Source organism: Filifactor sp. (assembly GCF_057248345.1).
In genome coordinates this window covers 1-18,133 of record NZ_DBHIIC010000017.1, presented here as the reverse complement: position 1 = coordinate 18,133, position 18,133 = coordinate 1, and the positions used below count along the sequence as shown (strand labels likewise).

General features: G+C 33.1%; 18 protein-coding genes and 1 other annotated feature (1 of these 19 cut by a window edge). Of the genes, 1 reads left to right on the top strand and 17 read right to left on the bottom strand.

Features of this window, described 5'->3' with window-relative positions:
* Positions 1-87, bottom strand: a binding site (T-box leader); it reaches 126 nt to the left of the window's first position.
* A gap of 516 nt (positions 88-603) precedes the next feature.
* From ACO5GE_RS04665 to ACO5GE_RS04610, 12 genes are all read right to left on the bottom strand, one after another.
* Positions 604-1,248, bottom strand: coding sequence for a DUF3793 family protein (locus ACO5GE_RS04665; RefSeq protein ID WP_484829766.1), 645 nt, complete (start codon positions 1,246-1,248; stop codon positions 604-606).
* Between the two features lie 4 nt (positions 1,249-1,252).
* Positions 1,253-1,684 carry a flavodoxin gene (locus tag ACO5GE_RS04660; protein ID WP_484829765.1) on the bottom strand — a complete coding sequence of 144 codons (432 nt, stop codon included), beginning with the start codon at positions 1,682-1,684 and terminating at the stop codon, positions 1,253-1,255.
* Between the two features lie 596 nt (positions 1,685-2,280).
* A complete protein-coding gene (locus tag ACO5GE_RS04655; protein ID WP_484829764.1) occupies positions 2,281-2,544 on the bottom strand; it encodes a hypothetical protein in 264 nt (87 codons plus the stop codon).
* A 145-nt stretch (positions 2,545-2,689) separates the two neighbouring features.
* Entirely contained in the window at positions 2,690-3,829 is a 1,140-nt protein-coding gene (locus ACO5GE_RS04650; RefSeq protein WP_484829763.1) for an FtsW/RodA/SpoVE family cell cycle protein, read from the bottom strand.
* A 34-nt stretch (positions 3,830-3,863) separates the two neighbouring features.
* A complete protein-coding gene (gene minE, locus ACO5GE_RS04645; protein ID WP_484829761.1) occupies positions 3,864-4,133 on the bottom strand; it encodes a cell division topological specificity factor MinE in 270 nt (89 codons plus the stop codon).
* Between the two features lie 11 nt (positions 4,134-4,144).
* Positions 4,145-4,939, bottom strand: coding sequence for a septum site-determining protein MinD (minD, locus tag ACO5GE_RS04640; RefSeq protein ID WP_484829760.1), 795 nt, complete (start codon positions 4,937-4,939; stop codon positions 4,145-4,147).
* 14 nt (positions 4,940-4,953) lie between these two features.
* Entirely contained in the window at positions 4,954-5,673 is a 720-nt protein-coding gene (gene minC, locus ACO5GE_RS04635) for a septum site-determining protein MinC (protein ID WP_484829759.1), read from the bottom strand.
* Between the two features lie 96 nt (positions 5,674-5,769).
* Positions 5,770-8,586: a penicillin-binding transpeptidase domain-containing protein gene (locus tag ACO5GE_RS04630; RefSeq protein ID WP_484829758.1), complete on the bottom strand. Its 2,817-nt coding sequence runs from the start codon at positions 8,584-8,586 to the stop codon at positions 5,770-5,772.
* Positions 8,587-8,590: 4 nt separating this feature from the next.
* Entirely contained in the window at positions 8,591-9,082 is a 492-nt protein-coding gene (locus ACO5GE_RS04625; RefSeq protein WP_484829757.1) for a hypothetical protein, read from the bottom strand.
* 14 nt (positions 9,083-9,096) lie between these two features.
* Entirely contained in the window at positions 9,097-9,960 is an 864-nt protein-coding gene (gene mreC / locus ACO5GE_RS04620) for a rod shape-determining protein MreC (RefSeq protein WP_484829756.1), read from the bottom strand.
* Positions 9,961-10,644, bottom strand: coding sequence for a RadC family protein (gene radC / locus ACO5GE_RS04615; protein WP_484829755.1), 684 nt, complete (start codon positions 10,642-10,644; stop codon positions 9,961-9,963).
* A gap of 32 nt (positions 10,645-10,676) precedes the next feature.
* Positions 10,677-11,246 carry a Maf family protein gene (locus tag ACO5GE_RS04610; RefSeq protein WP_484829754.1) on the bottom strand — a complete coding sequence of 190 codons (570 nt, stop codon included), beginning with the start codon at positions 11,244-11,246 and terminating at the stop codon, positions 10,677-10,679.
* Between the two features lie 363 nt (positions 11,247-11,609).
* Between ACO5GE_RS04610 and ACO5GE_RS04605 the strand changes: the two genes are divergently transcribed.
* Entirely contained in the window at positions 11,610-12,032 is a 423-nt protein-coding gene (locus ACO5GE_RS04605; protein ID WP_484829753.1) for a S1 RNA-binding domain-containing protein, read from the top strand.
* A 523-nt stretch (positions 12,033-12,555) separates the two neighbouring features.
* Here ACO5GE_RS04605 and ACO5GE_RS04600 read toward each other — a convergent pair.
* From ACO5GE_RS04600 to ACO5GE_RS04580, 5 genes are all read right to left on the bottom strand, one after another.
* Complete coding sequence (locus ACO5GE_RS04600; RefSeq protein ID WP_484829752.1) at positions 12,556-14,580, bottom strand: sodium-translocating pyrophosphatase; 2,025 nt, start codon at positions 14,578-14,580, stop codon at positions 12,556-12,558.
* 15 nt (positions 14,581-14,595) lie between these two features.
* A complete protein-coding gene (gene secG / locus ACO5GE_RS04595; protein ID WP_484829751.1) occupies positions 14,596-14,823 on the bottom strand; it encodes a preprotein translocase subunit SecG in 228 nt (75 codons plus the stop codon).
* Between the two features lie 210 nt (positions 14,824-15,033).
* Positions 15,034-16,326, bottom strand: a complete 1,293-nt coding sequence (eno, locus tag ACO5GE_RS04590; RefSeq protein ID WP_484829750.1) for a phosphopyruvate hydratase — start codon at positions 16,324-16,326, stop codon at positions 15,034-15,036.
* A gap of 72 nt (positions 16,327-16,398) precedes the next feature.
* Entirely contained in the window at positions 16,399-17,148 is a 750-nt protein-coding gene (gene tpiA / locus ACO5GE_RS04585) for a triose-phosphate isomerase (protein WP_484829749.1), read from the bottom strand.
* 13 nt (positions 17,149-17,161) lie between these two features.
* Positions 17,162-18,133: phosphoglycerate kinase (locus tag ACO5GE_RS04580; RefSeq protein ID WP_484829748.1), on the bottom strand; the 972-nt coding region annotated here is incomplete at its 5' end.

Sequence of the window (18,133 nt, the reverse complement as noted above, 5' to 3'; positions counted from 1 at the left end):
CAAAAGGGTTCTCAAGAAAGGCTCTCATTTTTTCCTTCTTTCTGTACTCAATACATCCTTTTTACTAGTCTCTTTCCCAGCCATTTTTACTAGTGATTATCATAGCATATTTCACTTGATATTTCAACCATATATTCTATCTTGCGAGATACCTTCTTAATTTTATAAAAATAATCCACTCTAATTCAATTTATAAAAGATTCAAATAATTGATGGTAATCTGCTTAATATCGTACTGTATCATCTTTCCATAGAAAAAATTTTCCACACTCACATCAGATACTTGTTTGATTCAAACAATATCCAATAAATCGCTTTTCCTTTCTTTGATCCAAACAAGTTTTATCTATCACTAACTTGTATTTGATTTTTTGTTCACGTTTAATCTAAACAATGCTAACTGAATTTGATATTTTACTATGATAAGAATCATATAAAAATACAGATTATGAATTAAGTATTCAAACCATATTTTAAATATCTTTATATGATCAGAAACTTAGTCATCTTTATCATCTGATGATTAGAATAAAAAAAACTGCCACCAAAATTTTTAATAGCAGTTCTTTTTCTATGCTAGGAGAAGATAAACACTTTTTCGTTTTAAGATGATGTTGATTTCATCAAACTGTTGTATATCTTTCTCTTCAATTCACTTTCAGGGAATATTTTTTCCACTGTTTTCAAACAAGAAATTTGTTTCGCTTCATCATACGAACGAAAGATTTCTCTTGCCACTTCTTCATTTTCATACACTTTCCAATATCCAACAAAGCGACATTCTTTATTTGGACATGAGATAAATTGCATCACATCATAAATAGGATATCCCAAAAATACTCCTATTTCATGAGGACAAATATTTGTATATCTATTCTTCAAGAACTCTAAATACTGTAGATAATCCCAATCGTTTTGATAACCGAATCGTGCCAAAAATTCAACATGCTCTTTCTTACACAACTGTTCTTTTAACAAATCTTCATGATAAATCAAAACAATTTCTCCGGACTCATCCTTTTTGAGAGAAAAAGAAGTCACGCAAAAAAATTGTAACAATTCTTCTTTTCTTTTCTCCCATACTTCTGACAGTAATCTATTTTTTGAATTTCGGATATTTAATAAAGAAGATACTTTTACTCTTTCAATTGTAGGTCCACAGTGATGTGCCAATAAAGATAACAGATACTCATAATCCTCCATTTGACGCATACATTGCACAAAGTCAAACAAATTACTTTTCGTCATAATCTTATGCTAAAGCAGCATTGCTTCCTAATGATTTTAATTCATCGATAACACTGTCATCAGATGGTTCTCCGTTTGCAATAATTCCATCACAAATCATAGATGCTCCGGCACCTTCTACTCTTTCTTGCCAATCTCTCATCCATTGACCATCTCCCCATCCGTAAGATCCGAATAATCCTACTTTTTTACCGGAAAGTCCACCTTCTATTTCTTCCATGAAAGGTTCCATGCTTTCTTCTTCTAATACTTCGCTTCCCATTGAAGGACATCCTAAAAGAATAACATCACTTTTCAAAACATCATCGGCATTTGCTTCTGTTACTTCAAATACATCAACTTCAGCTCCGGCTGATTTTACTCCTTCTACTACATAATCTGCCATTGCTTGTGTATTTCCTGTTCCACTCCAATAAACTAAACTAATCTTAGCCATTTTAAATCTCTCCTTTTATTTAATAATAATAATTAGTAATATTTTTTGAAAAAAATAAAGCAATAGGAATAATTACATATTATTGTTAATGATTATTCTTTTCTGTTAATTATTATAATACATCTCATATAGTTTTGTAAAGAAGAAAAAAGAGAAAAATTCAATATTCTCAAATATTAAGCACTACAAATATCTGTATGAAAATCATTAATCTGTTATCAAATATTGATTTACTCTCTCAAATTATTTCGTATTATTTAAGATATTTCATTTTGAATTGTTATTTAGAATTTAGAATATAGTCATTCTCATCTAAATTAAGTAGGTTAAATCTTGTCATCTACAATTTGATAGTTTTTCCTAAAATTTTTATCATTTCTAATTTTATGTAAGTTATCGCATTTCATCTGTTTTTTAGTTTTTTCTTACTCACATTGTGGTTAAACTTTCATCCTACAGATTGCTTTTTCATTCTTCATAAGATGTTTCACCGAAGCTTTTATAAATTTCTTTATGAACTTTTTTGTAATCAAAAAGCACTTTTTATTTTTCTCAAATAAACAAGTGCTTCTTATTTAACAGAATAGATATTGACACTATTTCATACCCAAAGCATCCTTAATATCTTTTTCCATTTTGCTCATATCAATTTTTAATTCATCAACTCTAGTTTTTACCATCATCGTATTGATGACAAAATTATGCCCTGTTCCGTAACTAAGAGCTTCCTGTCCTACAGAAATAAATGTAATTGGAATAAAAGATTCTCCAAGTTTTCCTTTCCATTCTTCTGCAAGTTTTTCTTCAACATCCTTAAATCCGAAACAAACCATTCCTTCTTTACTTACAAATGTATCCATGATTGATTTCTCCTTTTTATTATTTATATTTTCTTTTTATTTTTAAAATCACTGTGACTCTATTTCCTTTTAACTTGTCACACTATACTAGATAAAACTACCATAAAAAAATGGAGCGTGTATTCTCCAATTTTTTTCTAACTGTCTAAATATCAAACTTCTTTTTGTTCTTAGCAACATTTAACGACAAGGCTACACACATCATGGATGATATCATTGAGCTTCCTCCATAACTGACAAAGGGTAGAGGTAACCCTGTAACCGGAATAATCCCTATCGTCATTCCAATATTTTGAACAACCTGATAAAAAAACAACGAAAACACACCTGCACCAATTAATTTACCATAAAAATCTTTTGATAAAATTGCAATCGTCAGTAGTCTTACCAGAAAATAAATATATACACAAATAATAATGCTCATTCCAACAAATCCAAATTCTTCCCCTGCAACAGAGAAAATAAAGTCACTTTCGGACACAAAAATAAATCCATACTGACTATATGTGCCGTGCAACCATCCTTTTCCAAGTGCTCCACCGGAACCAATCGCTGTCATAGATTGCGCTACTTGCAAGTTGTTCTTGTAGATTTCAGACAGGTTTGAGGGATGAAACAAAAGAGTAAAATATGAATCAAGTCTCTCAACTTGATGTGGACGTAAGCCAAATTTATATACAAGTGGAAAAAATAAGATAAAAACTATCCCCGCATATAAAATCAATTTTACATCCATTCCTGCAATAAATAACATCCCAAACATAATACTCAAAAAAACAATTGCTCCACCTAAATCCGGTTGTATCAATATCAAACCAACAATTGGTACTGCATACAAAATTGCTTTTCCTAAGTCTCCAAAGTCCTGTATATATCCTTTTTTATCTTCTAAATAAGTTGCATAGCACAGAATAAACAGAGGCTTTACAATCTCTGAAGTTTGTAAATTGAATACTCCAAACAGATTGATCCACGAATGTGCACCGAATTGAGAACTTCCAATCTTAGGAATCCATACAATAAGCAACAAAAATATACAGAAAGCATAGATTTTCTTGCAATACTTCTTAACTCTTGTGTAATCAAAAATATTATTAAAACAAAGAATACCTATCCCAATGGAAAAAGAAATTGTTTGAATGATTACTTTTTTATAATCACCTAACTGTTTATATTCACTATAATGAGTAGCACTCATCAATAGAGTAATTCCTATCAAAAATAGAATGACTACAGTGATAGTAAGTTTATACTCAAAATTTTTAGTTCTTTCTTTTATATTCACATCAATACCTTCTATGATTGTTTCAAATCTGTTTTTATTTTATCTTCTTAATCGGAACATTAGCAACTAGCGAAGAAATCATATCGTCTTCTACACTTTTCTTCGTTTTAATGATTTTAATCTCTACTTGCTCTTCATCTATTTCCAAATACCTTGTTATTACAGACAACATTTCTAATTGTAATTTTTCTAATATCTGTGGCGAATATCCTCCATTTTTATCGTGAATCAAAACAAGTTTTAAACGATCTTTGGCAATGTTTTTGGATTTCTTTTCTGTTCTAAAAGAACTAAATACTCCCATTATACATACCTCTACTTCCCTGTAAATAGTTTTTTCAATCTTACTAAAAATGTATCATTTGCAGAAAAAGTCAAAAACTCAACTTCTTCTCCTTGTACTCTCTTTGCAATATTTCGATAAGCCTTTCCTGCTATGGAAGCTTGATCATTTGCTACAGGTTCTCCTGTATTGGTAGAAATAACAATGCTATCATCCTCCGGAACAACTCCAATTAAACCAATTGCAAGAATCTCTAAGATATCTTCAATACCCATCATATCTCCACGTTCTACCATGTTTGACTTAAAACGGTTGATAATCAATTTATGATCAGAAATATTGTTTGCATCTAATAAACCGATAATTCTATCTGCATCTCTTACTGCAGAAACCTCCGGAGTTGTTACAATCAACGCACGGTCTGCTCCGGCAATTGCATTTTTAAATCCATTTTCAATTCCTGCAGGACAATCTACCAAAATATAATCAAACTCTTCTCTCAACTCATCACATATTGTCTTCATCTGCCCAGGAGTAACAGCATCTTTATCTCTCGTTTGAGCAGCAGGAATCAAAAATAAATTCTCAAATCTTTTATCTTTTATCATAGATTGCTTTAACTTGCATCTTTCTTCTATAACATCTACTAAGTCATATACAATTCTATTTTCCAATCCCATAACGACATCCAAGTTTCTCAATCCGATATCTGCATCTATGATAACCACCTTTTTTCCATCTAAACTCAAAGATGTTCCTAGATTTGCTGTGGTTGTTGTTTTACCTACTCCACCTTTTCCTGAAGTAATTACAATCACTTCTGCCATAAATATACCCTCCTTTATTTTCTATGTGATAGAACCGGTTCTATCACAATGGTATCATCTGAAATTTTCGCAATCAAAGGTTCTTCCACTATTTGGTTCTTTGCAGATGCAATCGCTATAGCATTTGCAATCCTAAGTTGAATCGGTGCTAATCGTTCTGCAACGACGAAACAATTCTTGTCCCCTTTTGATCCGGCATGTGCAATCCCTCTTAAATAGCCCAAAATGATGATGTTTCCACTCGCTATGACTCTACCTCCCGGATTGACATCTCCAATTACTACAACATGACCGTCAAATTGTATATCTCCTCCCGAACGCAATGTTTCATAGGAAAAGAATGTCTTCATTTGATTTTTATTATCTTCAATCACAGTTTCATTTGAAGCAGCCATTATATTTTTACTTTGAGTTTTTAGAAGTTCCTGTGCTCTTCGGTTAATTTCTTCTTCTAACTGTTCGCCCTTTTTTATATTATCTTGTGATATATGGAAGATGGTTTCATCAAATCGAATTCCATAGTGTTCTACCATAAATCTTGCAATAATAAATTTATCGTTTTCGCTCAAAGTATCGCTTTCTAAACGAGTAAAATATGAATTTTTAAAAAACTCTTCATTCTGTTGTAATTTTTCTTGCAATATTAAAATTGCACTCGTTAATGTTAATCCGGACTCAAAAACGGCATAAAATCCATCTTTCGATCCTTTAAACTCTATTTTTTCTCTTCGCAAAGCAATACTCCCTCACTTCTGTAAACACCTAATCATATTTGACTCCATAAAATCAAATTATAATCCATCCCATTGTACCATTAGTTAAATTTGAAATCAATTTAATTCATCTACAAACTGTATTTTCTTTTGAACTGCTTCTTGTGGTTTTGTCCCATTTGGAGTTAATTCAAAATACTGAGCATAGATATCACGCGCCATAGGTGCAGCGTATCCTCCATGCCCACCTTGTACAATTACGGATATGACTGCAATTTCCGGTTTATCTGCCGGTGCAAATGAAACAAACCATGCAAATTCATCATAAGAATCTTTATATTGATCTAAGTCTGCTTTTTTCAAATTCTTGTTTAACTTTAAAATTGCTTGAACAATATATTGATAAACTTGTAATTTTGTTGTTGAATTTTTTTCTAATTCTTTTGAAACTCTCATAACATCTGAGTAAGTTACTCCATAGGAAGACAGATGAGATAAATAATACTGCTTTTCATCAACCGTAGGTATTTTTCCCGCTCTTTGTGCTGTTCCGGTCTTAGATGCAACCATGATTGGAAAACGATTGAATGTACTTTTTGAAGTTCCTTCATCAGAGGCATTTTTCATTCCTTCTACTAAATAATCCAAGTTTTTATTATTCTTCAGTTGAATTTCCTTTGTTTGCAACTTGTTCAACATAATATCGGTCTTTTCAGAGTTTTCTATCTTATCAATTAGGCTGACTTTATTGAGATGTCCCTTATTTGCGATAGAAGCAACATATCTTGTTAATTGCAAGGGAGTGTAGGAGTGAGCACCCTGTCCAATTGCCAGGTTGAATGCATCTCCCTCTTTCCATCCACCCATGGAGATGAAGTAGTCGTATTTAATACGATCTGTTACATTGTTTACTTCTTCTTCTTTTATATGCAGTCCTCTCAGTCTTCGAATCAACTCTCCTCTGGATGGATTTTCTTCTGACCATGAAATAATCGTATTAACTCGAGTTGTGTATTCTCCAGAATTGGAATCAATATCTTCAAATTTATCTACCAAAAAATCTTTTAGAAAATTTTTTAACGCAACGAGTTTTCTTTCTCGTTCCATCCCGACATTCGGTACAGAACCTTTTGTTTCTTCTATTTCAATTCCTGTTTTATCATTTAAACCAAATTTTATTGCATAATCCAATATTTTTTGTGAATTCATTGATATCGGAAGAGGTTTATCAATAGAATAGTCATAACCTACACTCAAACAATAGAAATAGTAGTTACAAGAATCTCTGATTGCATCCATTAAATTTTCCATACCATGTGTTCTGGAATGTCCGGTACTATTCCAAATCCAACAACCGAAAGAATGGTTCCCTATTTTTATAGATCCTTTATCTTTAATTCTATAATATGGACTCAAACCATTTTCTAAAGCTGCCAAACCGGTAATCATCTTAAACGTAGAACCTGGTTGAACTGACATCATTGTTGCAATATTGAATAGTGGTTTAGGCGACATCGGATCATTTAGGTTTTTAGGCATCAACAATTCATAATCTTCTTGAGAAATTCCATGTACAAATTTGTTTGGATCATAATCCGGATAACTTGCCATTGCTAATATTTGTCCTGTATTCACATCCATAACAATTGTTGCTCCGGACTGCGCTTTATAGAAAACTTTATTGTTATCCCTCATTCGGATATTACCCCAAGCACTTTTATAATCAGATCCATTTTGAATACAACCTAATGTTTTCTTAAGAGTATCTTCTACTGTTTTTTGCAATTTGTAATCTAAAGTTAGGTAGATGGTATCTCCAGGTTCAGGATTCTGAAAATCTAAATTTCCTACCATTCGATTCCTAGAATCAACTTGAACTTCCTGATATCCCGATTTTCCACGAAGTTGTTCCTCAAATGTTTTTTCTATTCCCGTCTTCCCAATGATATCAGACGGATTATATTTCTTATCTCTTACATACTCCTGTATTTCATTATCTGAGATCTTGCCGAGATATCCTAAGATATGAGAAGCAAAATTACCATGAGGATAGTACCTTACCGGCTCTACTACTACAGATACCATTGGAATATCTTGAGAGACTTCCTCCAATTGAATAACTGTGTTACTTTTAATATCAAACGATATACCAACCGGCTGATACTGATAGCTCTGCATTTTCAATATATTGTGTACATTTAATACATCTCTGGCTGTTCGATCGTCCATAGAAGTCGGAATATTATTTTTTTCTCTTAACAACTGAAAAATTTCTTTTGCGGGCTTATTCAGATATTCTTTATAATCTCTTGGAAAATTTTTTTGTATCCACTCTTCTTTTCTTACCTGTTGAGAAAATTTCATTTCTTGTTGAATGGAAATCGGCGGATAGTATCCCGCTGCAATCATTTTCTGTTGAATCTCTTCTGCAGTAGTGTCTTTTTCAATCTGAATCACTCCCTGTTCCACCAAAAGGTTGGCAATCAATGTGAAAGATTCTTTTGCATTGGCATTTGGATTAATATTATTCTTCACTTTCCATTTTCGAAGTTCTTCATCATAAGTAAAATAATAGTTATTGTTTGGATCTATTTTGATTGGAAATTCATCAACAATTTTTTCGTTATTTTGTTTTAAAATGGAAACTATTTTTAGGATGGAATTATTCTCTTCTTCTTTTGATATATTATTATTTCTTGATAATTGCACATTAAAACTGGGCTTGTTTCCCGCTAACAAACGCCCATAACGGTCTCGAATTTCTCCTCTTGGTGCTTTTACTTCAATTTTTTTATAAACAAAGCTGGCTTCTCTTCGACTGAATAAATCTCCGGAAAAAATGGTCAGATATGTTATTTTCAAAAAAATCAAACTAAACATTACTACAATTGCAACAAAAAAAGCATAAAATCTACTCTGCATATTATATTTCATAATTTCACCATCTATCTTCCATAATTTGCACTATCTTACGAAGAGGATAGTATATTACTAACCCTACGATAATTTCAACAACAAGAAAAACTCCTACAGTTCTAATAGAATATGACAAAGAATAGGCTCTGCCCAAATATATCTTATAGAACAAAGAATAGATAATCATGTAAATACCGGAGGAAATCAAAGAAAGAAAGAATGGAATTGTCCAGTTCTCTTTATAAATACTTCCTTTCAATCTTCCAAATAGAATTCCTATCATAATAAAAATTACTGCATTAAGTCCGAATATTCTTTCAAAAACAAAGTCTTTTCCCAAACCAAGGATGAAAGATAAAAACAACACTCTATCTAAGTTTGTAAAAATAGATAGTGTTGCAATGTATATCATGAGGATATTTGCACTGATTCCAAATAGCGACACTCTATTAAAAAAAATCATTTCTAATCCTAAAATAAAAAATCCAAACAATATATATATAATATTTTTCATAACTTCTCCGTCTCTTAATGTAATAATCTTGGATTGATTACAATTACCTTGTCGATTGTCTTAAAATTAACATAAGGTTTAATTTTGATATATTGTAAAAGATTTGATTTATCCTCAATCACTCCTTCTACTTCACCGATTTGAATTCCGGCAGGATAGAGTCCTAAACCGGAAGTTACCAGAATATCTCCCGTAAAAACACTTGCTTCTTTGTCAAATAAATATCCTTTCAAGTATCCTGAAAAATCTTCATTGACATTCATGATGATGTTCTGACTTGCAATTCCTGCTACTTCTTTATTTCTTAATGCTTGAAAACTAATAGAAATATCTGAATCAAGAATAGACATTCCTTTAGAATATTTTTCATTAACTTCAAAAATAATGCCAACCAATCCGTTTTCTCCAATTACAATACTATCTTTTTGAACTCCAAAATTTTCACCCGCATCTATTACAAAGGAAGTGAAAAAGTTTCCATCATTTTTATACACAATTGATGTAGAAATATAATCTCTGCTTTCATTGTTCGAAACATAATTCAGACTTGATTTCAAACTTCTCAACTCTTCCAAATCTGATTTCGTAATCATATTTTCAATCATAGCAGCTTTCAGTTCCTCATTTTTTGCTTTTAAGTCTTCAATTTCCTGTTCTGAACTGTTTCTATTAAAACCCAACATAGATTTTACTTTATTGTTTGTCGAACTGATTACTTGTGAAGATTTTGCATACAATGAAAGAATCCTGTTTTCAGAACCAAAATTTCCGTTAATTGAGTTTAACAATAATAACACAATCATGAGCACACCCATAATATAGTATGTGTTCTTGTTTCTAATAATCTTTTTTAAAATAATTTCTTTTATTCGTTCCATTTATAAGTATCCACACTCTCTTAAACTACTATATTTCCCGTTTCCAATAATAATATGATCCAACACTTCTATCCCTAGTAATTCTCCTGCTTTTTTCAAGCGTTCAGTAACTAAGATATCTTCTCTACTTGGTTCTGAATCTCCTGAAGGATGATTGTGAATCAAAAATATTTTATTCGAACTATACAAAACTGCTTCTTTAAACACTTCTCTTGGATGAACAATGGAGGCATTAAGAGAGCCTACAGAAATATTTCTGTCACAGATAATCTTATTTTTCGTATCCAAGAACAAAACCTTAAATACTTCTCTCTTTTGATATCTTAATTCTTCCATAAATAGATTAGCAACAGAAACAGCACTATCAATCTGAAATAAGTTTTCCGATTCTTGTTTTGCTATCCTACTACTTAACTCCAATGAAGCTAAAATTCTACCCGTCTTTGCAGGTCCAATACCTTTAATCGACATAAAATCTTTGATAGACAGACCTCGTATCCCGGAAAGTCCTTTTGATAGAGATAACACTTCCTGCGATAAATCCAATACTGATTTATCACAAGAACCAGTATCCAAAATAATTGCCAATAACTCTACATTGGATAAATTGGATACACCTAGTTTCATCAATTTTTCTCTTGGCTTTTCATTCGAAGAAATATCTTTCATTCGCAAATTCGACATAGCTCATTCCCCCTACTAAATAGGATGATGATTTAATCCAACTTTGATAACAAAATTTCTACTTGTTCCATTGCTCTAAGCACCTTCTGTGTAGGTAAGCCTATAACATTTTCCTTATCACCTGTCAGGTGCTCAACAAAGTCATACGCTCCGCTCTGTATTCCGTATGCTCCTGCTTTGTCTTTATAATCCCCCGTATCGATATAACTTCTGACCATTTGATCACTTAACTTCTTAAATTTAATCTCACTGATGTCATAATCTACAATTTTGATTCCACAGCTCCAACATAATAAGGAAAAACCGGTCAATATATATTGTGTATTTCCACTCAATTTTTTTAACATTTCGAATGCCTCTGATTCATCCTTCGGTTTTCCAAACAACTCTCCATTACAAACAACAATGGTATCTGCTGAAACTACTTTTCGAAAAGGGTATTTCTCCGCAACCATCAAACCCTTCTGAAAAGCCAGACTCATACACATAGAAGCTGGAGAAAGAAAACAATCCTTCTTTTCTTCTATTTCTTCTGTAATAATTTCATAAAACACACCATGTTGAGATAATAAATCTTTTCTTCTGGGAGAATTGGATGCCAATATCCACCTCTCCTTTAAAATATCTTCTATTTTCATTTGAACTCTCAATCTTTCTGTTTATCCCAGAACCTTATCTAATAGATAAATTTCGTATTTCACTACGATTTCTGTATCTTTATATACCGATTTTTTAACTCTCCTCAATGATATGTAAACAGAAAACTTTGTTCTGTTTTACTTCTAACCACTGAATAACATCATTATATCATAAATACAGTTCAAAATTCATGTCATTAAAGAAGAAACTTTTCAAAATAATATTTTTACTCAAAGCATTTATTTAATTTTTATATCAAAAGTTTTTTAATTTTAGAATTTTTGTGATATAATCATTATAATAATCATAAAATAAGGAGTGTATGTATGGCAAATCAATTTAATGTCGGCAGCATTGTAGAAGGAAAAATTTCTCAAATCAAACCATTTGGTGCATTTGTTCAATTGGATGCAACTACAAGAGGGTTGGTGCATATTTCACAAGTATCCCATAACTTCGTTAAAGACATCAATGAAGTTATTTCTGTTGGAGACGAAGTGAAAGTAAAAATACTATCTATTGAAGAAGAAGGAAAAAAGATTTCTCTATCCATAAAACAAGCAATTCCTTTTGAAAAGAAAGAAGATACAAAAAAACAAGAATTCCATAAAACCACCGAAGAACTTTCTCCTTCCATTGATTTGTTTTCCTCTAACAAAGGAAACGGTCATTTAGAAGATTTGTTAAAAGAATTTACACGTCAATCAAACGAAAGACACGCCGATATCAATAAACGATTAAAACGTTAATCATTTGATACTACTTAAGGCAAAGATTTTTGATAGAAAATCTTTGCTTTTTTTATTGTAAAAAAACTGTATTAGATTCCTGATTATAAAACTTCCTAATTATTTCATAGGATCTCATTTTTTGAACTATGAAAAAAATCAATAAGGTGTTTTCGTGAGAAAATACAAATAACAAACTTCACAACACTTTCCATTCAGAATATTTACACTCAATTTTCAATGTGTTTTACATCTAGTTTCCATACTCTACTTTCAACTGTTTTATAATACTTTTCACCATTAACGGTGGTTTAGTACAAAAATACTTAAAAATACAGACTTCTAATCGGCTTAACGATATTTTCTTCAAATTCTAAACAATGTTTTTACTTTTTACATACAATAAAAACTTACTGTCATGTTTCTTTAAATAAGAAAATACCTCCAAGAGTGTTAGCTGATTTTTTATTTTACAACTTTTTCTCTTCGGAGGTATTAAAATTATTACTTTATTCATTTATACAAGTTATAGTATCAACCAATTCTAGTAGCCCATATATTGTAACAAGATTCCACCAAATTTCAAGAAGAATGGTGCAAATACAAGAGATACGATTGTCATTAACTTAATTAAGATATTGATAGATGGACCTGAAGTATCTTTGAACGGATCTCCTACAGTATCTCCAACTACAGCTGCTTTATGTGCATCTGATCCTTTTCCACCGTGTGCTCCACCTTCAATATATTTTTTAGCATTATCCCATGCTCCACCTGCATTTGACATCATTACAGCCATCAATACTCCTGAAACAAGAGAACCGCCTAATAATCCACCTAAAGCTTCTGTTCCTAGCAATAATCCAACTGCTAATGGAGACAGTACAGCTAATAATCCAGGAACAATCATTTGTTTTAATGATGCTGTTGTTGAAATATCTACACATTTCGCATAATCAGGTTTTTCTGTTCCTTTCATAATGCCTGGTTTTTCTTTAAACTGTCTACGAACTTCTTCAATCATGTCGAATGCAGCATTTCCTACTGCTTCCATTGTAATCGCAGAGAATAAGAATGGCAACATTCCACCAATGAACATTCCTACAATTACTTCAGGTTTTAAGATAGAAATCGCATCAATTCCAACTGCAGCTGTATAAGATACAAACAATGACAATGCTGCCAATGCTGCAGAACCGATTGCAAATCCTTTTCCAATAGCTGCTGTTGTATTACCAACAGAGTCCAATTTATCTGTAATATTTCTTACACCTTCAGGTAATTCACACATTTCTGCAATTCCACCAGCGTTATCGGCAATTGGACCGTAAGCATCAACAGCAATTGTCATACCGGCTGTTGCTAACATACCAATTGATGCCAATGAAATACCGTATACTCCACCTACCATGAATGCTACCAAGATTGCAACAGAAATCAAAAGAATTGGTGCTAATGTAGATGCCATACCTACAGAAAGACCGGAAATAATTGTTGTAGCAGATCCTGTTTCAGATTGCTCAGCAATTTTTTTAACGTATTTATGAGAGTCAGAAGTATAAATTTCAGTAACTTGTCCAATCAATGTTCCAACTACCAAACCTACAACTACTGCTCCAACACCTCTCAAGTCTCCAAGCATAGCTTTTGATAAAAAGAAAGATGCAACAACTGTAATTCCACCGGCTACATAAGTACCCATATTCAAAGCTTTTTGAGGATCTGTATTTTCTCCACCACGAACAAAGAATGTTCCGATAATAGATGCTAAAATACCTACTCCTGATACTGCAAGTGGGAATACTACTCCCATCACACCATAATCAGTTGCAATCAATCCCAATGTAATCGCTGCAATGATAGATCCTACGTAAGATTCAAATAAGTCAGCTCCCATACCTGCTACGTCCCCAACGTTGTCTCCAACGTTATCAGCGATTACAGCAGGGTTACGAGGGTCATCTTCAGGAATTCCCGCTTCAACTTTACCAACTAAGTCTGCACCAACATCGGCAGCTTTTGTATAGATTCCTCCACCAACACGACCGAACAATGCCAAAGAAGAAGCTCCAAGTCCAAACCCTGTAATGATGTTTACTACTTCTTCAGGAGCAATATTCATTAATGTTAGGATGATATAAAGAGCACTTACTCCTAATATTCCTAAACCAACTACACACATTCCCATTACTGCTCCACCGGAGAAAGCAACAGAAAGCGCACCATTCATTCCTTTTTCTCTAGCAGCATTTGCTGTTCTCACGTTTGCTCTTGTTGCAACTTGCATTCCGAAAAATCCTGCAAGTGTTGAAAAAACAGATCCTACAAGAAAGCAAACAGCAGTTTGAACATTAATACCTACTGCCAAAATTACAAATAATACCACAATAAAGATTGTAAGAGTTTTGTACTCTCTTTTTAAGAAAGCCATCGCACCTTCGTGAATGTATGAAGAAATTTCTTTCATACGATTATCTCCAGCAGATACTTTATTGATTTTGTTTGCTAGGAATGCTGCAAATAGAAGCGCAATCAATCCTATAATAGGATACAAAATTAAATTTTCCATTATTATTCCTCCCTTTTACTTTTGAAGTGCCAGTAGTACGATTGCAAGTACGATAAATACTACTGCCAATGCCACTGTAATTTTTCTTAACACTGTTTCTTTTCCACGAACTTTATTCCCGGATAATTGCTCTGTTGCTCCACTCATAAAGCCTAACCCTGTATTATTACTCGACTGTAACAAGACAGTTACTATTAATGTAATACTTACAACTATTTCGAGAAGCATCAATGAATTCTTCACGCTACGTACACCTCCATATCTTATAAAATATACTTACATATTTTAACATAGGTATATATGAAATACAAGCTAAAACAATCTATTTTCATATATTGTAATTATAAAATAGGTTTGTTTTCTATTATTTTTCGTCTATACATAAATAGTAGTTCGAGCAAAGACTTAGCCATCATAGTCCTTGCTCGAACTATCATTCAAAACAATTGAATTCTACTTTTGTTTCACATTATAAAATGCGTTCATTCCTAAATATTGAGAAATTCCTTCCAATTCCTCTTCAATTCGAATCAATTGATTATATTTTGCAACGCGATCTGTTCTGGAAGGTGCTCCTGTCTTGATTTGTCCTGCATTTGTAGCCACGACTAAATCGGCAATAGTAGTATCTTCTGTTTCTCCGGAACGATGAGAAACGACTGCAGTATATCCAGCTCTCTTCGCCATTTCAATTGCATCTAAAGTTTCTGTAATAGTTCCGATTTGATTTAATTTAATCAATATAGCATTTGCAATTCCCTTTTCGATTCCTTCTGCTAATTTTTTAGTATTTGTAACGAAAAGGTCATCTCCCACAATTTGAATTTTAGAACCTAAATGTTCTGTCATCAATTTAAATCCATCCCAGTCATTTTCATCTAATCCGTCTTCAATTGAGATAATTGGATATTTTTCTACCAATTGTTCATAGAATGCAACCATCTCTTCAGAAGAAAATTCTTTTCCTTCACCTGCAAGAACATATTTCTTTTTGTCTGCATCGTAGAAAGAGGAAGCTGCTGCATCCATTGCAATTTTTACTTCTATTCCAGGTTGATATCCTGCTTTTTCAATCGCTTCAACAATAGAAGAAAGTGCTTCTTCATTAGAAGATAAATTCGGTGCAAATCCACCTTCATCACCTACTGCAGTATTCAAACCTTTTGATTTTAGAACAGATTTCAAAGCGTGAAAAATTTCAGCCCCCATTCTCAAAGCCTCTTTCCAAGAATCTGCTCCAACAGGCATTACCATAAATTCTTGAATATCTACATTGTTATCAGCGTGTTGTCCACCATTTAGGATGTTCATCATAGGTACCGGTAATGTTTTTGCATTCACTCCTCCTAAATATTGGTAAAGAGGAAGTCCAAGTTCTTCAGCAGCAGCTCTTGCAACAGCCATAGAAACTCCCAAAATAGCATTGGCACCTAATGTCCCTTTGTTTTCTGTTCCATCCAATGCAATCATAAACTCATCAATACCAACTTGATCAAAAACACTCCATCCTTCCAACTTAGGAGCAATGACTTCATTGACATTTTCAACAGCTTTCAAAACACCTTTTCCAAGATAACGACTCTTATCTCCATCACGAAGTTCTACTGCCTCATATACTCCTGTGGAAGCACCTGAAGGTACTGCTGCTCTTCCGATTACTCCACTTTCCAAACAAACCTCTACTTCTACAGTTGGATTTCCTCTGGAATCTAAAATTTCTCTTGCATATACTTCTGTTATAAACATCGTTATTTTCCTCCCTAATAATAGTAATATAGAAACTAAGTCTATACGAAATACTTAATATCTCATTATGTTTTACTTATGATAGTTTACCAACTCTGCAAAAGAATCTACCTTTAATGCAGCTCCGCCTACCAAAGCACCATCAATATCTGATTGTGCCATAATCTCTTTGATATTATCCGGTTTGACAGAACCTCCATATAAAATAGAAATATCCTCTGCAACATCTTGGAACAATTCTCTCAACTGATTTCGAATAAACATTGCCATTTCATTTGCTTGCTCGCTTGTAGCGGTTTTTCCGGTTCCGATAGCCCATATTGGCTCGTAAGCAATAACAACATCTTTTACTTGTTCGAAAGAAAGATGAGCCAATCCTTCTGTTATCTGTGTTGCAATCACATTATTCATCTTTCCGGATTCTCTCTCTTCCAATGTTTCTCCGACACATAAAATCGGAGTCATCTTAGAAGATAATACCTTTTGTACCTTTTGATTGATAACTTCATTCGTCTCTAAAAAATACTGTCTTCTTTCAGAGTGTCCAACGATGACATAATCCATTTTCAAGTCTTTCAACATAGATGTTGAGATTTCACCGGTATAAGCACCGTTATCATACTGTGACACATTTTGAGCGCCTAATTTAATTGCAGTGTTCTTAGAAGCAACACTCAATCTTTCCAACGAAATGAACGGTGCACAAACCACACACTCTACTTCTTTGTCCAACTCTTCTTTTTTTAGTTCTTCTATAAATTCTACCGATTCGGAAACTGTCTTATTCATCTTCCAGTTTCCTGCAATAATCACTTTTCTCATAATATTGTTCTCCTTAGCGATCACTAATAGCATCAATTCCCGGTAATACTTTACCTTCCAAAAATTCTAACGATGCTCCGCCACCTGTGGAAATATGTGTAATACTATCTGCATAACCCAACTTTTCAACAGCTGCGGCAGAATCTCCTCCACCTACAATCGTTACAGCATCAAGATGAGATAGTATTTCTGCAACCGCCTTTGTTCCGACTGCATATTTATCCATTTCAAATACTCCCATCGGTCCGTTCCAAACAACAGTCTTTGCATTTTTTAATACTGCTTCGAATTCCTGAATGGTCTTATCTCCTATATCAAGTCCCATATATCCATCAGGTATATTAGCATCATCTGTAATAAAAGATTCTGTCACATCGCTAAACTCTGTAGTCACATGGTAATCCAAAGGTAATATCAAACGCACCCCTTTTTCCTTCGCTCTTTCTAAAAGTGATGCAGCAACTTCTACCTTGTCTTCTTCCACTTTCGATATTCCAACTTTTGTTCCAATCGCTTTTGCAAAAGTAAATGCCATTGCTCCTCCGATAACCAAAGTATCTACTTTATCCAAAAGATTTTCAATCACGGAAATTTTATCAGAAACTTTTGAACCACCTAAAATTGCTACAAACGGTCTATCCGGATTTGCCAACGCTTTCCCCATTACAGATACTTCTTTTTCAATCAAAAATCCCATTGCAGATGGCAAAAATCGTGCTACTCCCGCAGTTGAAGAATGAGCTCTGTGAGCTGTTCCAAATGCATCATTCACATATAAATCAGCCAAAGATGCCAACGCTTTTGCAAATTCAAGATCATTTTTTGTCTCTCCTTTGACAAAACGAACATTTTCAAGGAGGATGACGTCTCCCTTGTTCATATTGGAAACCAATTCTTTTGCATGTTCTCCAACTACATTTTCATCTTCTGCCAACGGTACCTCTTTCTTCAAAAGCTCTGACAATCTCTTTGCAATCGGTTTCAT

Bases quoted from the DNA above. Each gene is read 5' to 3' on its own strand.
- tpiA (WP_484829749.1), bottom strand. From the start codon at position 17,148: ATGAGAAAAGTGATTATTGCAGGAAACTGGAAGATGAATAAGACAGTT.
- ACO5GE_RS04655 (WP_484829764.1), bottom strand. From the start codon at position 2,544: ATGGATACATTTGTAAGTAAAGAAGGAATGGTTTGTTTCGGATTTAAG.
- ACO5GE_RS04665 (WP_484829766.1), bottom strand. From the start codon at position 1,248: ATGACGAAAAGTAATTTGTTTGACTTTGTGCAATGTATGCGTCAAATG.
- ACO5GE_RS04605 (WP_484829753.1), top strand. From the start codon at position 11,610: ATGGCAAATCAATTTAATGTCGGCAGCATTGTAGAAGGAAAAATTTCT.
- eno (WP_484829750.1), bottom strand. From the start codon at position 16,326: ATGTTTATAACAGAAGTATATGCAAGAGAAATTTTAGATTCCAGAGGA.
- ACO5GE_RS04625 (WP_484829757.1), bottom strand. From the start codon at position 9,082: ATGAAAAATATTATATATATATTGTTTGGATTTTTTATTTTAGGATTA.
- mreC (WP_484829756.1), bottom strand. From the start codon at position 9,960: ATGGAACGAATAAAAGAAATTATTTTAAAAAAGATTATTAGAAACAAG.
- ACO5GE_RS04600 (WP_484829752.1), bottom strand. From the start codon at position 14,580: ATGGAAAATTTAATTTTGTATCCTATTATAGGATTGATTGCGCTTCTA.
- ACO5GE_RS04630 (WP_484829758.1), bottom strand. From the start codon at position 8,586: ATGAAATATAATATGCAGAGTAGATTTTATGCTTTTTTTGTTGCAATT.
- radC (WP_484829755.1), bottom strand. From the start codon at position 10,644: ATGTCGAATTTGCGAATGAAAGATATTTCTTCGAATGAAAAGCCAAGA.
- minE (WP_484829761.1), bottom strand. From the start codon at position 4,133: ATGGGAGTATTTAGTTCTTTTAGAACAGAAAAGAAATCCAAAAACATT.
- minD (WP_484829760.1), bottom strand. From the start codon at position 4,939: ATGGCAGAAGTGATTGTAATTACTTCAGGAAAAGGTGGAGTAGGTAAA.
- ACO5GE_RS04660 (WP_484829765.1), bottom strand. From the start codon at position 1,684: ATGGCTAAGATTAGTTTAGTTTATTGGAGTGGAACAGGAAATACACAA.